The organism is Mediterraneibacter sp. NSJ-151, from assembly GCF_022487435.1.
Taxonomy (GTDB): Bacteria; Bacillota; Clostridia; order Lachnospirales; family Lachnospiraceae; genus Schaedlerella; species Schaedlerella hominis.
Genome location: NZ_JAKVPP010000019.1, coordinates 26,833 through 39,200, shown reverse-complemented (window position 1 = coordinate 39,200; position 12,368 = coordinate 26,833). Strand labels below are relative to the sequence as shown.

The 12,368-nt window shown below is 39.4% G+C and carries 25 protein-coding genes; all 25 read left to right on the top strand.

Annotation, left to right across the window (positions count from 1 at the left end; genetic code table 11):
- Positions 1-83 precede the first annotated feature (83 nt).
- Positions 84-764, top strand: a complete 681-nt coding sequence (gene rplC, locus LQE94_RS14945; protein ID WP_117990121.1) for a 50S ribosomal protein L3 — start codon at positions 84-86, stop codon at positions 762-764.
- Between the two features lie 29 nt (positions 765-793).
- Complete coding sequence (gene rplD / locus LQE94_RS14940; RefSeq protein WP_022075338.1) at positions 794-1,414, top strand: 50S ribosomal protein L4; 621 nt, start codon at positions 794-796, stop codon at positions 1,412-1,414.
- Positions 1,414-1,713, top strand: coding sequence for a 50S ribosomal protein L23 (rplW, locus tag LQE94_RS14935; protein WP_022075339.1), 300 nt, complete (start codon positions 1,414-1,416; stop codon positions 1,711-1,713). The genes rplD and rplW overlap by 1 nt, the downstream gene beginning before the upstream one ends.
- Before the next feature lie 163 nt (positions 1,714-1,876).
- Entirely contained in the window at positions 1,877-2,719 is an 843-nt protein-coding gene (gene rplB, locus LQE94_RS14930) for a 50S ribosomal protein L2 (RefSeq protein ID WP_117990122.1), read from the top strand.
- Positions 2,720-2,744: 25 nt separating this feature from the next.
- Positions 2,745-3,026, top strand: a complete 282-nt coding sequence (gene rpsS, locus LQE94_RS14925) for a 30S ribosomal protein S19 (protein ID WP_009267280.1) — start codon at positions 2,745-2,747, stop codon at positions 3,024-3,026.
- 33 nt (positions 3,027-3,059) lie between these two features.
- A complete protein-coding gene (gene rplV, locus LQE94_RS14920; RefSeq protein WP_005612994.1) occupies positions 3,060-3,446 on the top strand; it encodes a 50S ribosomal protein L22 in 387 nt (128 codons plus the stop codon).
- 11 nt (positions 3,447-3,457) lie between these two features.
- Entirely contained in the window at positions 3,458-4,114 is a 657-nt protein-coding gene (gene rpsC / locus LQE94_RS14915) for a 30S ribosomal protein S3 (protein WP_117990123.1), read from the top strand.
- A complete protein-coding gene (rplP, locus tag LQE94_RS14910; RefSeq protein ID WP_117990124.1) occupies positions 4,114-4,551 on the top strand; it encodes a 50S ribosomal protein L16 in 438 nt (145 codons plus the stop codon). The genes rpsC and rplP overlap by 1 nt, the downstream gene beginning before the upstream one ends.
- Complete coding sequence (gene rpmC, locus LQE94_RS14905) at positions 4,541-4,741, top strand: 50S ribosomal protein L29 (RefSeq protein ID WP_022076246.1); 201 nt, start codon at positions 4,541-4,543, stop codon at positions 4,739-4,741. Before rplP ends, rpmC begins: the two co-directional genes overlap by 11 nt.
- A 16-nt stretch (positions 4,742-4,757) precedes the next feature.
- A complete protein-coding gene (rpsQ, locus tag LQE94_RS14900) occupies positions 4,758-5,015 on the top strand; it encodes a 30S ribosomal protein S17 (protein WP_022076247.1) in 258 nt (85 codons plus the stop codon).
- Positions 5,016-5,090: 75 nt separating this feature from the next.
- Positions 5,091-5,459, top strand: coding sequence for a 50S ribosomal protein L14 (gene rplN / locus LQE94_RS14895; RefSeq protein ID WP_118725086.1), 369 nt, complete (start codon positions 5,091-5,093; stop codon positions 5,457-5,459).
- Between the two features lie 13 nt (positions 5,460-5,472).
- On the top strand, positions 5,473-5,784 hold the full coding sequence (gene rplX, locus LQE94_RS14890; protein WP_022074456.1) for a 50S ribosomal protein L24: 312 nt from the start codon (positions 5,473-5,475) through the stop codon (positions 5,782-5,784).
- Between the two features lie 23 nt (positions 5,785-5,807).
- Entirely contained in the window at positions 5,808-6,347 is a 540-nt protein-coding gene (rplE, locus tag LQE94_RS14885) for a 50S ribosomal protein L5 (protein WP_022074457.1), read from the top strand.
- A 13-nt stretch (positions 6,348-6,360) separates the two neighbouring features.
- Complete coding sequence (locus LQE94_RS14880; protein ID WP_004074866.1) at positions 6,361-6,546, top strand: type Z 30S ribosomal protein S14; 186 nt, start codon at positions 6,361-6,363, stop codon at positions 6,544-6,546.
- A gap of 18 nt (positions 6,547-6,564) precedes the next feature.
- Positions 6,565-6,966, top strand: coding sequence for a 30S ribosomal protein S8 (rpsH, locus tag LQE94_RS14875; protein ID WP_022074458.1), 402 nt, complete (start codon positions 6,565-6,567; stop codon positions 6,964-6,966).
- A gap of 217 nt (positions 6,967-7,183) precedes the next feature.
- Positions 7,184-7,726: a 50S ribosomal protein L6 gene (gene rplF, locus LQE94_RS14870; protein ID WP_022074459.1), complete on the top strand. Its 543-nt coding sequence runs from the start codon at positions 7,184-7,186 to the stop codon at positions 7,724-7,726.
- Between the two features lie 18 nt (positions 7,727-7,744).
- Complete coding sequence (rplR, locus tag LQE94_RS14865) at positions 7,745-8,113, top strand: 50S ribosomal protein L18 (protein WP_022074460.1); 369 nt, start codon at positions 7,745-7,747, stop codon at positions 8,111-8,113.
- Between the two features lie 15 nt (positions 8,114-8,128).
- Positions 8,129-8,638, top strand: a complete 510-nt coding sequence (gene rpsE / locus LQE94_RS14860; RefSeq protein ID WP_022074461.1) for a 30S ribosomal protein S5 — start codon at positions 8,129-8,131, stop codon at positions 8,636-8,638.
- A 44-nt stretch (positions 8,639-8,682) separates the two neighbouring features.
- Positions 8,683-8,865: a 50S ribosomal protein L30 gene (gene rpmD / locus LQE94_RS14855; RefSeq protein WP_022074462.1), complete on the top strand. Its 183-nt coding sequence runs from the start codon at positions 8,683-8,685 to the stop codon at positions 8,863-8,865.
- Between the two features lie 27 nt (positions 8,866-8,892).
- A complete protein-coding gene (gene rplO / locus LQE94_RS14850) occupies positions 8,893-9,333 on the top strand; it encodes a 50S ribosomal protein L15 (RefSeq protein WP_022074463.1) in 441 nt (146 codons plus the stop codon).
- Positions 9,333-10,685 carry a preprotein translocase subunit SecY gene (gene secY / locus LQE94_RS14845; protein ID WP_240578050.1) on the top strand — a complete coding sequence of 451 codons (1,353 nt, stop codon included), beginning with the start codon at positions 9,333-9,335 and terminating at the stop codon, positions 10,683-10,685. The genes rplO and secY overlap by 1 nt, the downstream gene beginning before the upstream one ends.
- A gap of 108 nt (positions 10,686-10,793) precedes the next feature.
- On the top strand, positions 10,794-11,438 hold the full coding sequence (locus LQE94_RS14840) for an adenylate kinase (protein WP_118737267.1): 645 nt from the start codon (positions 10,794-10,796) through the stop codon (positions 11,436-11,438).
- Positions 11,439-11,441: 3 nt separating this feature from the next.
- Positions 11,442-11,693 carry a KOW domain-containing RNA-binding protein gene (locus LQE94_RS14835; RefSeq protein ID WP_022074466.1) on the top strand — a complete coding sequence of 84 codons (252 nt, stop codon included), beginning with the start codon at positions 11,442-11,444 and terminating at the stop codon, positions 11,691-11,693.
- Positions 11,694-11,769: 76 nt separating this feature from the next.
- Positions 11,770-11,988 (top strand): translation initiation factor IF-1, encoded by a 219-nt coding sequence (gene infA / locus LQE94_RS14830; protein ID WP_005613024.1) that lies wholly within the window; start codon positions 11,770-11,772, stop codon positions 11,986-11,988.
- Positions 11,989-12,106: 118 nt separating this feature from the next.
- The gene (rpmJ, locus tag LQE94_RS14825) at positions 12,107-12,220 is read left to right on the top strand and encodes a 50S ribosomal protein L36 (RefSeq protein WP_003497809.1); all 114 of its coding nucleotides are present in this window, start codon (positions 12,107-12,109) and stop codon (positions 12,218-12,220) included.
- Positions 12,221-12,368: the final 148 nt, after the last annotated feature.

Below are 12,368 nucleotides of genomic sequence, written 5' to 3'. Positions count from 1 at the left end.
AAAGAATTAAGAAACAGTAATTCCTATAATTTAGGATGAGCACCCAAGTGGTGTTCCGCTGTAAATCACAGGAGGTAATTATAATGAAGAAAGCTATTTTAGCTACTAAAGTCGGAATGACTCAAATCTTCAACGAAGATGGAACATTGATTCCGGTAACTGTACTTCAGGCTGGTCCTTGTGTAGTAACACAGGTTAAAACAGTTGAGAACGACGGTTACAGCGCAGTCCAGGTTGGTTTTGTAGACAAGAAAGAAAAGATTGTCACAAAAGATGGAAACGGCAAAAAAGAAATCGCACACAGAAACGGTATCACAAGAGCTGAGAAAGGACATTTCGATAAAGCCGGCGTTTCTGGTAAGAGATATGTAAAAGAATTCAGATTTGAAAATGCTGAAGAATATACATTAGCTCAGGAAATTAAAGCTGATATCTTTGAAGCAGGAGACAAAATTGATGCTACTGCAATTTCAAAAGGTAAAGGTTTCCAGGGAGCAATCAAGCGTCACGGACAGAGCAGAGGACCTATGACTCATGGTTCTAAATTCCACCGTCACGCAGGTTCTAATGGTTCTGCATCCGATCCTAGTAAAGTATTCAAAGGAAAGAAGATGCCAGGTCAGATGGGTAACAAACAGATTACTGTTCAGAATCTTGAGATCGTAAGAGTTGACGCTGATAACAACCTGTTGTTAGTTAAAGGCTCTGTACCGGGACCGAAGAAGAGTCTGGTAACAATCAAAGAAACAGTAAAGGCAAACTAGTCTGACAACAGGAAAGGAGGAACACACAGATGGCAAACGTATCTGTTTATAATATCGAAGGTAAAGAAGTTGGTACAATCGATTTGAACGATGCTGTATTTGGTGTTGAGGTTAACGAACATCTTGTACACATGGCAGTTGTAAGCCAGCTTGCAAATAATCGTCAGGGAACACAGAAAGCGAAAACTCGCTCAGAAGTTTCTGGAGGCGGAAGAAAACCATGGAGACAAAAAGGAACAGGTCATGCAAGACAGGGTTCTACAAGAGCTCCACAGTGGACAGGCGGCGGAGTTGTATTCGCACCAGTTCCGAGAGATTATTCATTCAAGATGAATAAGAAAGAGAAGAGAGCTGCACTTCAGTCAGCACTTACTTCAAGAGTAGAAGAAAACAAATTCATCGTTGTTGATGAGTTAAACTTTGATGAAATCAAAACAAAGAAATTCCAGGAAGTTCTGAACAACCTGAATGTAAACAAAGCATTGGTAGTTCTTGAAGATGGAAATACAAACGTTGAGATTTCAGCTAGAAACATTGCTGGAGTAAAAACAGCAAAAACAAATACAATCAATGTATACGACATCTTAAAATACAACACAGTAATCGCTACAAAAGCTGCTGTTGCAACTATTGAGGAGGTGTACGCATAATGGCAAACATTCAGTATTATGATGTAATCCTTAAACCAGTGATCACAGAGAAGAGCATGGAGCTTATGGCTGACAAGAAATACACATTCCTTGTACACACAGAGGCTACAAAATCTCAGATCAAAGAAGCAGTTGAGAAAATGTTCGCTGGAACAAAAGTTAAAAGCGTTAACACGATGAATCTTGATGGAAAAAACAAGAGACGTGGAATGACAATCGGAAAAACTGCTAAGACAAAGAAAGCTATCGTACAGCTTACAGAAGAAAGCGCAGATATCGAGATTTTTGAAGGTCTGTAAATCGCGCTGATGAATCACCATTGTCACTAGGCTCGAGAAAACCTCGTCAAGTGCCAAGGTGTACGTTCACACTAAACTCGAGAAGACCTCGTCAAGTGTGAACAGCATAGACGGTGCAAATCCGTGAAACGAATAATTAGGTATTGCGAAAGGAGAAAAAGTAATGGGAATCAAAACATATAACCCATATACACCTTCCAGAAGACAGATGACTGGCTCTGATTTCTCTGAAATCACAAAAACAACTCCTGAAAAATCTTTATTAGATTCTAAGAAGAGAACAGCTGGTCGTAACAGTCAGGGTAAAATTACAGTAAGACACCGCGGAGGCGGAGCTAAAAAGAAATATAGAATTATCGACTTTAAGAGAAATAAAGACGGAATTCCAGCAAAAGTTGTTGGTATCGAATACGATCCAAACAGAACAGCTAATATCGCATTGATCTGCTACGCAGATGGTGAGAAAGCTTACATCCTTGCTCCAGAAGGATTAAAAGATGGAATGACAGTTATGAATGGTGAGAACGCAGAGGTTAGAGTAGGAAACTGCTTACCACTTGCTAACATCCCAGTTGGTACACAGATCCACAACATCGAGCTTTATCCAGGAAAAGGCGGACAGCTTGTTCGTTCAGCAGGAAACAGCGCTCAGTTGATGGCTAAAGAAGGAAAATATGCTACACTCAGACTTCCGTCAGGAGAGATGAGAATGGTGCCAATCATTTGTAGAGCATCTGTTGGTGTTGTTGGAAATGGAGAGCACAACCTGATCAACATCGGTAAAGCAGGACGTAAACGTCACATGGGTATCAGACCTACAGTTCGTGGTTCTGTTATGAACCCGAATGACCATCCACACGGTGGTGGTGAAGGTAAGACAAGCATCGGTCGTCCAGGTCCATGTACTCCATGGGGTAAACCGGCACTTGGTCTTAAGACACGTAAGAAAAACAAATCTTCTAACAAGTTAATCGTAAGAAGAAGAGACGGTAAAGGTATCAAATAATTAGTTTACAAGGAGGTTAGAACCTATGGCTCGCTCACTTAAAAAAGGACCATTTGCAGACGAAAGCTTACTTAAAAAAGTAGACGCTATGAATGCTGCAGGTGATAAATCAGTTATTAAGACATGGTCACGTCGTTCTACAATCTTCCCATCATTCGTAGGGCATACATTTGCCGTACATGATGGAAGAAAACATGTGCCTGTATATGTTACAGAAGATATGGTTGGACACAAACTCGGAGAGTTCGTTGCAACAAGAACATACAGAGGACATGGAAAAGACGAGAAGAAGTCAAGAGTTAGATAATAGATCAACATATTTCGAAAGGAGGGTTCATCCATGGCTAAAGGACATAGATCCCAAATCAAGAGAGAAAGAAATGCACAGAAAGATACAAGACCATCAGCTAAGATTTCTTACGCTAGAGTATCTGTTCAGAAAGCATGTTTCGTATTAGATGCCATCAGAGGTAAGGATGTACAGACAGCACTTGGTATTTTGGCTTACAATCCAAGATATGCTTCAAGTGTTATAGAAAAATTATTAAAATCAGCAATTGCTAATGCTGAGAACAACAACGGTATGAGTGTTGAGAACCTTTATATTGAAGAGTGTTACGCAAATAAAGGACCAACAATGAAGAGAATCAGACCAAGAGCACAGGGTAGAGCTTACAGAATCGAAAAGAGAATGAGCCACATCACTATCGTGCTGAATGAAAGATAAGGAGGAACACAATGGGACAGAAAGTTAATCCTCATGGCTTAAGAGTCGGAGTTATTAAAGACTGGGATTCCAAGTGGTATGCTGAAAAGGATTTCGCTGATAATCTGGTAGAAGACCATGAAATCAGAACATTCTTAAAGAAGAGATTATACAGCGCTGGAATTTCAAAAATTGAAATTGAAAGAGCATCTGATCGTGTTAAGATCATCGTATATACAGCAAAACCTGGTGTAGTAATCGGTAAAGGTGGAGCAGAAATTGAGAAAGTGAAAGCAGAGCTTGCACAGTTCACAGACAAAAAGCTTATCGTTGATATCAAAGAAGTTAAGAGACCAGATAAAGACGCACAGCTTGTAGCTGAAAATATTGCACAGCAGCTTGAGAACCGTATTTCATTCAGACGTGCTATGAAATCTTGCATGTCAAGAACAATGAAATCAGGAGCACTTGGTGTTAAGACATCTGTATCAGGACGTCTTGGTGGAGCTGATATGGCTCGTACAGAGTTCTACAGCGAAGGAACTATTCCACTTCAGACATTAAGAGCTGACATTGATTATGGATTCGCAGAAGCTGATACAACTTACGGAAAAGTCGGTGTAAAGGTTTGGATTTACAAAGGCGAAGTTCTTCCAACTAAGGCTGAAAAGGAAGGGAGCGATAAATAATGTTAATGCCAAAAAGAGTAAAACGTCGTAAACAGTTCCGTGGAACTATGAAGGGTAAAGCCCTCAGAGGTAACACGATTTCATATGGTGAATATGGTATTGTCGCAACAGAACCATGCTGGATTCGTTCTAACCAGATCGAAGCAGCCCGTGTCGCTATGACTCGTTACATCAAACGTGGTGGTAAAGTTTGGATCAAAATATTCCCAGATAAACCGGTAACAGCAAAACCAGCAGAAACTCGTATGGGTAGTGGTAAAGGTGCATTAGAGTACTGGGTAGCAGTAGTTAAACCAGGTCGTGTAATGTTCGAGATCGCAGGTGTTTCAGAAGAAATCGCAAGAGAGGCACTTCGTCTTGCAATGCACAAATTACCTTGCAAATGCAAAATCGTTTCTCGCGCAGAATTAGAAGGCGGTGACAACAGTGAAAATTAATACATTTGTAAACGAATTAAGAGGAAAATCCGTAGAGGAATTGAATGAAGAATTAGTAGCTGCTAAGAAAGAGCTTTTTAACTTAAGATTCCAGAACGCAACAAATCAGCTTGACAATACAAGCAGAATCAAAGAAGTAAGAAAGAATATCGCACGTATTCAGACTCTGATTACAGAGGCAGGCCGATAGGAAAGGAGTAGCAACTGTGGAAGAGAGAAATTTGAGAAAAGTTCGTGTTGGCAAAGTTGTCAGCGACAAAATGGATAAAACTATCGTTGTAGCAGTTGAGGACCACGTGAAACACCCACTTTATAAGAAAATCGTTAAGAGAACTTATAAACTGCAGGCTCACGATGAGAACAACGAATGCAACATTGGAGATACAGTAAAAGTTATGGAAACAAGACCACTGTCTAAAAACAAAAGATGGAGACTTGTTGAGATTATGGAGAAAGCAAAATAATATTGGTTTCGCATATTACAAGAGTATAATTGAACTAGAAGTTCAACGAATGTATATTGAAGGAGGTTTACCTGCATGATACAACAGGAAAGTAGACTTAAAGTAGCAGACAACACAGGTGCTAAAGAATTACTGTGTATCCGTGTACTTGGCGGTTCTACAAGAAGATATGCCAATATCGGAGATGTTATCGTTGCGACTGTTAAAGATGCAACACCAGGCGGCGTTGTTAAAAAAGGTGACGTTGTGAAAGCTGTAGTTGTTCGTACTGTAAAAGGTGCTCGTCGTAAAGACGGATCTTATATCAGATTCGATGAAAATGCTGCTGTAATTATAAAAGACGATATGAACCCACGTGGAACACGTATTTTTGGACCAGTAGCCAGAGAGCTTAGAGAGAAACATTTCATGAAGATCGTTTCTCTGGCTCCGGAAGTACTGTAGGGAGGTGCCGAGAATGTCAACTATGAAAATTAAAAAAGGTGATACAGTTAAAGTTATCGCTGGTAAAGATAAAGACAAAGAAGGCAAAGTTATTGCCGTTAATCAGAAAGACGGAAAAGTTCTGGTTGAAGGTGTCAACATGCTGACAAAGCACACAAAACCAAGCGTTGCTAATCAGAATGGCGGAATCATCCACCAGGAGGGACCAATCGATATTTCTAACGTGATGTATGTTCACAAAGGAAAAGCTACAAGAGTTGGTTTCAAAATGGATGGCGACAAAAAAGTTCGTGTTGCTAAATCAACAGGCGAAGTAATTGACTAATTCAAGGAAGGAGGACTTAAACGTTGAGTAGACTGAAAGATCAGTATCAGAATGAGATCGTTGATGCAATGATCAAAAAATTCGGATATAAAAATATTATGGAAGTGCCTAAGCTTGACAAAGTTGTTATTAACATGGGTGTAGGCGAGGCAAAAGACAATGCAAAAGTTTTAGAATCTGCTGTAGCTGATATGGAAAAAATCACTGGACAGAAAGCAGTTCTGACAAGAGCAAAAAATTCTGTAGCTAACTTCAAAATCAGAGAAGGTATGCCAATCGGATGTAAAGTTACATTAAGAGGAGAAAAGATGTATGAGTTCGTTGATCGTCTGATCAACCTTGCACTTCCTCGTGTACGTGACTTTAGAGGTGTAAATCCTAACGCATTTGATGGAAGAGGAAACTATGCACTTGGAATTAAAGAGCAGTTAATTTTCCCAGAGATCGAGTATGATAAAATTGATAAAGTCAGAGGTATGGATGTAATTTTCGTTACAACTGCTAAAACTGACGAAGAAGCACGTGAATTATTGACTCAGTTCAATATGCCATTTACTAAATAAGGAGGAGAATTTCATGGCTAAGACATCTATGAAAATTAAACAGCAGCGCAAACCAAAATTCTCGACAAGAGAATATAGCCGTTGCAGAATTTGTGGTCGTCCACATGCATATTTAAGAAAATATGGTATCTGCCGTATCTGCTTCCGTGAACTGGCATATAAAGGTGAGATTCCGGGAGTTAAGAAAGCAAGTTGGTAAGAAGGAGGATTTTACACCATGACTATGAGTGATCCAATCGCAGATATGCTTACAAGAATCCGTAATGCAAATACTGCTAAACATGATACAGTTGATGTACCTGCATCAAAGATGAAAATCGCGATTGCTGATATTCTTTTGGATGAAGGATACATTGCAAAATATGATATCGTAGAAGATGGAAACTTCAAGACAATGCATATCACATTGAAATATGGCGCAGACAAGAATGAAAAAGTTATTTCTGGTCTGAAGAGAATTTCTAAACCAGGACTTCGTGTGTATGCTAACAGCGAAGAGATGCCAAAAGTACTTGGCGGACTTGGAACAGCTATCGTTTCTACAAACAAAGGTGTTATCACAGATAAAGAAGCTAGAAAATTAGGCGTTGGTGGAGAAGTACTCTGCTTCGTTTGGTAGCCTGAAAGCACTTAGTGAAGACGAGTCGCAGACGAAATCTGAACTTAGTGCGAAGGCGTTCTTTGAGCTTAGCGAGGCCTTATCGAGCTTAGCGAAAAGAACTTCTTTGTAAAAAAACGCATCGGGCAAGGGAAACCTCGCCAAGTGCGTGGTGCAACTGAAAACAGAGCGGACAAAGGATCTGCTCCGAAAATTTAAGTTATAGGAGGATAAAGGTATGTCACGTATAGGAAGACTGCCAATCACAATTCCAGCTGGAGTAAAAGTTGAAATTGCTGAGAATAATGTAGTGACTGTAACAGGTCCTAAAGGAACTCTTACAAAAGAGCTTCCAGTAGAAATGGAAATCAAACAGGAAGGCGAAGAAGTAATCGTTACAAGACCAAACGATCTGAAGAGAATGAAATCCCTTCACGGTCTTACAAGAACACTGATCAACAACATGGTAATCGGTGTAACTAACGGATACGAAAAAGTTCTGGAAGTAAACGGTGTTGGATACAGAGCTTCTAAGTCTGGAAATAAACTTACATTGAATCTTGGATATTCACATCCAGTAGAAATGACAGATCCAGAAGGTATTGAAACAGTTCTGGAAGGTCAGAATAAGATTACTGTAAAAGGTATCAGCAAAGAAAAAGTTGGCCAGTACGCAGCTGAAATCAGAGATAAGAGAAGACCAGAACCTTACAAAGGTAAAGGTATTAAATATGCTGATGAAGTTATCAGACGTAAAGTTGGTAAGACTGGTAAGAAATAATTAAGGAGGGTGTGAATAATGGTTAGTAAGAAATCAAGAGTTGAAGTTCGTAGAAAAAAACACATGAAATTGCGTAACCGTTTCAGCGGAACAGCTGAGAGACCACGTTTGGCAGTGTTTAGAAGTAATAATCACATGTATGCACAGATTATTGACGATACAGTTGGAAATACTCTGGTATCCGCTTCCACTCTTCAGAAAGACGTGAAAGCTGAACTTGAGAAAACTAACAACGTTGATGCAGCAGCATATCTTGGAAAAGTAATTGCTGAAAAAGCAATGGCAAAAGGTATTACAGAAGTTGTCTTTGATAGAGGCGGCTTTATCTACCAGGGAAAAATTAAAGCATTAGCAGACGCAGCTAGAGAAGCTGGACTGAATTTCTAGGAAGGGAGAACACATATGAGACAGGAACGTATTGATGCTAGTCAGTTAGAGTTAGAAGAAAAAGTGGTATCAATTAAACGTGTTACCAAGGTCGTAAAAGGTGGTCGTAACATGAGATTCACAGCTTTAGTAGTTGTAGGCGACGGAAAAGGCCATGTTGGTGCAGGTTTAGGAAAAGCTACTGAAATCCCGGAAGCTATCCGTAAAGGTAAAGAAGATGCAACAAAGAAACTGATTGAGGTTTCACTTGATGAGAACGACAGTGTACAGCATGATGTTATCGGAAAATTTGGAAGCGCTTCTGTATTGTTAAAGAAAGCTCCAGAAGGTACTGGAGTAATCGCTGGTGGTCCAGCGCGTGCGGTTATCGAGTTAGCAGGAATCAAAAATATCCGTACAAAATCATTAGGTTCTAACAATAAACAGAACGTAGTACTTGCTACTATCGAAGGTCTTAGAGGAGTTAAAACTCCAGAGACTGTTGCTAGACTTCGTGGTAAATCAGTAGAAGAGATCGTAGGCTAAGAGATAGGGCTTGTGCTCTGTCACATAATAGGAGGTAAGGTTAAATGGCAAATTTAAAAGTTACACTGGTTAAGTCTACTATCGGTGCTATACCAAAGCATAGAAAAACTGTAGAAGCTTTGGGACTGAAAAAGCTGAACAAAACAGTTGTATTACCAGATAATGCAGCAACAAGAGGTATGGTACAGCAGGTAAGACACTTAGTGAAAGTTGAAGAAGAAGCGTAAAGTATAAATCGATAAGGAGGTAATATCATGGACTTATCAAACTTGAGACCGGCAGACGGTTCTAAACATAGTGATAATTTCAGAAGAGGCCGTGGACACGGTTCTGGAAATGGTAAGACAGCTGGTAAGGGTCACAAAGGTCAGAAAGCTCGTTCAGGAGCTACAAGACCAGGCTTTGAAGGTGGTCAGATGCCTTTATACAGAAGATTGCCAAAGAGAGGTTTCAAATGCAGAAACTCTAAAGAGATCGTTGGCATCAACCTGAGCGCATTAGAAATTTTTGAAGATGGCGCTACAGTATCCGTTGAGACATTAATCGAAAACGGAATCGTTAAAAATCCAAAAGATGGTGTAAAAATTCTTGGAAATGGAGAGTTTACTAAGAAACTCACAGTTCAGGCTAATGCATTCAGTGCAAAAGCAGCTGAGAAGATTGAGTCCCTTGGTGGAAAAGCAGAGGTGATCTAATGCTAGATACAGTGCGAAGAGCATTTAAAATAGAAGATGTACGCAAGAGACTCTTCTATACATTCATGATGCTTATCGTTGTTAGACTTGGTTCCGAACTGCCTACACCGGGTGTGGATCCAACTTATATTCAGAATTTTTTCGCGAGTCAGAGCGGAGATGCATTCAATTTCTTTGATGCATTTACCGGAGGCTCCTTTACACAGATGTCGGTGTTTGCATTGAGCATAACACCGTACATCACATCTTCTATCATCATACAGCTGTTGACAATTGCAATTCCAAAACTGGAAGAAATGCAGAAAGATGGTCCGGATGGTAGAAAGAAGCTCGCAGCAATTACACGTTATGTAACCGTAGCACTTGCATTGATCCAGTCTACAGCTATGGCTGTCGGATTCGGTCGTCAGGGACTGCTTGTTGAATATAATTTTGTAAATGCTGCAATTGTTGTATGTACATTAACTGCCGGTTCTGCATTCTTAATGTGGATCGGTGAGCGTATTACGGAAAAAGGTGTTGGAAATGGTATTTCCATTGTACTGTTGATCAATATTATTTCACGTGTACCAAGTGATTTTGTGACTCTGTTTGAACAGTTTATCAAAGGCAAGACTCTTGCAAAAGGTTTACTCTCAGCAGTGATCATTCTCGCAGTAATACTCGTTGTTATCCTTCTTGTAGTGATTTTGCAGGACGGAGAAAGAAGAATTGCAGTACAGTATTCACAGAAAGTTCAGGGAAGAAAGACTTATGGTGGTCAGTCTTCACATATTCCGTTAAAGGTAAATACAGCAGGCGTTATACCGGTAATTTTTGCATCATCACTGATGCAGTTCCCGATTGTTATTGCTCAGTTCCTTGGAAAAGGAAATGGCACTGGAATCGGAAGTCAGATTCTGAAGTGTATGAACTCAAATAACTGGTGTGATCCAGATAATTTAATATATTCAATCGGTCTGGTTGTTTATATCGTACTTACAATTTTCTTTGCATATTTCTATACATCGATTACTTTTAATCCGTTAGAGATTGCAAATAATATGAAGAAGAGCGGAGGCTTTATCCCGGGAATCCGTCCTGGTAAGTCGACAGTAGAATATTTGACAAAGATTTTAAATTATATTATCTTTGTTGGAGCATGCGGTCTTGTGATCATTCAGGTGATTCCGTACTTCTTTAATGGTGTATTCGGAGCAAATGTTTCTTTTGGTGGAACATCAATCATCATTATTGTTGGTGTTGTTCTTGAGACATTAAAGCAGATTGAATCCCAGATGTTAGTACGTAACTACACAGGATTTTTGAATACCAAGGGCGGTTCTATGAAGAATAGTTTTCTTGGATATTAATGATAATATTTAGCTCGTTGTACTTTATCCTTAGAGGGTGGAGTGCGGCGGGTTAATGTGCTATTCAGAGAATTATAAAATTTTCGGTAAAAACAAAGGAGGCATATTATGAAAATTATTATGTTAGGTGCACCGGGTGCAGGAAAAGGAACTCAGGCAAAGAAGATTTCTGAAAAATATCAGATTCCACACATTTCTACAGGTGATATTTTCAGAGCAAACATCAAAAATGGAACAGAGCTTGGAAAAAAAGCAAAAACTTACATGGACCAGGGACTTCTTGTACCAGATGAATTGGTTGTAGATCTTGTTGTAGACCGAGTAAATCAGGATGACTGTGCAAACGGTTATGTTCTTGATGGTTTCCCGAGAACAATTCCACAGGCAGAAGCTTTAGATGCAGCTCTTGCTAAGCTGGGTCAGAAAGTTGATTATGCTATCAATGTGGAAGTTCCGGATGAAAATATTGTAAATCGTATGTCAGGAAGACGTGCGTGTGTAGATTGTGGAGCAACATATCATATCGTATATGCTCCTACAAAGGTAGAAAATATTTGTGATAAATGTGGCGGCACATTAATTCTGCGTGATGATGATAAGCCGGAGACAGTTACAAAACGTCTTGGTGTTTATCATGAGCAGACACAGCCATTGATTGATTATTATACAAAATCCGGAACTTTGAAAGAAGTAGACGGAACAATCGATATCAATGATGTATTTGCTGCGATCGTTAAGATTCTGGGAGAGTAATTTATGTTCATGGAACCTGGAATGCTTGCCAGATCTAAGGCAGGGCGGGATAAAGATTGTATATATGTCATAATTTCTGTCAATGATGAATATGTATATCTGGCTGACGGGGTGAAACGCTCTGTCAGTAATTTAAAGAAAAAAAACAGACGACATGTGCAGATTATATATAAGATGCAATGTGAAGACTGCACAGATGATGCAGCAATCCGAGAAACGATACAAAGCTATATACAAAAAGCATACGGATGCTGACGTATATATAATGTAAGGAATAATTGAAATAAATATAACAGGAATTGTAAAGTGCATGAGCACGGGAGGATTTAATATGTCAAAAACTGACGTAATCGAGATCGAAGGAGTCGTAGTTGAAAAATTGCCAAACGCAATGTTTAAGGTAGAGCTTGAAAATGGACATATTGTACTTGCACATATCAGTGGAAAACTTCGTATGAATTTCATTAAGATTTTACCGGGTGACAAGGTTACATTAGAGATGTCACCATATGATCTGAGCAAAGGAAGAATTGTTTGGAGAGATAAATAAAAAAAGTGTTGACTTTTAGGATGACTTGGTGCTATACTATGAAATGGTCGTTTTTGGATATGTATGTCCAAAAATGAAGTAACCAAAGTTTTAGCAAAGGATGGAAGGAGGATTTAACATGAAGGTTAGATCATCAGTAAAACCAATTTGTGAAAAATGCAAGATTATTAAGAGAAAAGGAAGTATCAGAGTAATCTGCGAAAATCCGAAACACAAACAGAGACAGGGTTAATTCATACCAATTCTCAATAGTGTTTTATTAATTAGGCGGCTGACGAGGGACACACCAGGATGTGTGTGAACTTGTTTAATATACAGTAAGGATACACCGGTCCTCTATCATACAGGTACCGATAGAGCGGTGTTCGAAGCATCTGGCC

What these genes read in the sequence shown, in the direction of transcription:
- rplP (WP_117990124.1), top strand. Translation starts at nt 4,114, where the DNA reads ATGTTAATGCCAAAAAGAGTAAAACGTCGTAAACAGTTCCGTGGAACT.
- infA (WP_005613024.1), top strand. Translation starts at nt 11,770, where the DNA reads ATGTCAAAAACTGACGTAATCGAGATCGAAGGAGTCGTAGTTGAAAAA.
- rpsE (WP_022074461.1), top strand. Translation starts at nt 8,129, where the DNA reads ATGAGACAGGAACGTATTGATGCTAGTCAGTTAGAGTTAGAAGAAAAA.
- LQE94_RS14840 (WP_118737267.1), top strand. Translation starts at nt 10,794, where the DNA reads ATGAAAATTATTATGTTAGGTGCACCGGGTGCAGGAAAAGGAACTCAG.
- rplW (WP_022075339.1), top strand. Translation starts at nt 1,414, where the DNA reads ATGGCAAACATTCAGTATTATGATGTAATCCTTAAACCAGTGATCACA.
- rpsC (WP_117990123.1), top strand. Translation starts at nt 3,458, where the DNA reads ATGGGACAGAAAGTTAATCCTCATGGCTTAAGAGTCGGAGTTATTAAA.
- rplO (WP_022074463.1), top strand. Translation starts at nt 8,893, where the DNA reads ATGGACTTATCAAACTTGAGACCGGCAGACGGTTCTAAACATAGTGAT.
- secY (WP_240578050.1), top strand. Translation starts at nt 9,333, where the DNA reads ATGCTAGATACAGTGCGAAGAGCATTTAAAATAGAAGATGTACGCAAG.
- LQE94_RS14880 (WP_004074866.1), top strand. Translation starts at nt 6,361, where the DNA reads ATGGCTAAGACATCTATGAAAATTAAACAGCAGCGCAAACCAAAATTC.
- rplD (WP_022075338.1), top strand. Translation starts at nt 794, where the DNA reads ATGGCAAACGTATCTGTTTATAATATCGAAGGTAAAGAAGTTGGTACA.
- rpmJ (WP_003497809.1), top strand. Translation starts at nt 12,107, where the DNA reads ATGAAGGTTAGATCATCAGTAAAACCAATTTGTGAAAAATGCAAGATT.
- rplR (WP_022074460.1), top strand. Translation starts at nt 7,745, where the DNA reads ATGGTTAGTAAGAAATCAAGAGTTGAAGTTCGTAGAAAAAAACACATG.
- rpsS (WP_009267280.1), top strand. Translation starts at nt 2,745, where the DNA reads ATGGCTCGCTCACTTAAAAAAGGACCATTTGCAGACGAAAGCTTACTT.
- LQE94_RS14835 (WP_022074466.1), top strand. Translation starts at nt 11,442, where the DNA reads ATGTTCATGGAACCTGGAATGCTTGCCAGATCTAAGGCAGGGCGGGAT.
- rplF (WP_022074459.1), top strand. Translation starts at nt 7,184, where the DNA reads ATGTCACGTATAGGAAGACTGCCAATCACAATTCCAGCTGGAGTAAAA.
- rplV (WP_005612994.1), top strand. Translation starts at nt 3,060, where the DNA reads ATGGCTAAAGGACATAGATCCCAAATCAAGAGAGAAAGAAATGCACAG.
- rpmD (WP_022074462.1), top strand. Translation starts at nt 8,683, where the DNA reads ATGGCAAATTTAAAAGTTACACTGGTTAAGTCTACTATCGGTGCTATA.
- rplC (WP_117990121.1), top strand. Translation starts at nt 84, where the DNA reads ATGAAGAAAGCTATTTTAGCTACTAAAGTCGGAATGACTCAAATCTTC.
- rpsH (WP_022074458.1), top strand. Translation starts at nt 6,565, where the DNA reads ATGACTATGAGTGATCCAATCGCAGATATGCTTACAAGAATCCGTAAT.
- rplN (WP_118725086.1), top strand. Translation starts at nt 5,091, where the DNA reads ATGATACAACAGGAAAGTAGACTTAAAGTAGCAGACAACACAGGTGCT.
- rplB (WP_117990122.1), top strand. Translation starts at nt 1,877, where the DNA reads ATGGGAATCAAAACATATAACCCATATACACCTTCCAGAAGACAGATG.
- rplX (WP_022074456.1), top strand. Translation starts at nt 5,473, where the DNA reads ATGTCAACTATGAAAATTAAAAAAGGTGATACAGTTAAAGTTATCGCT.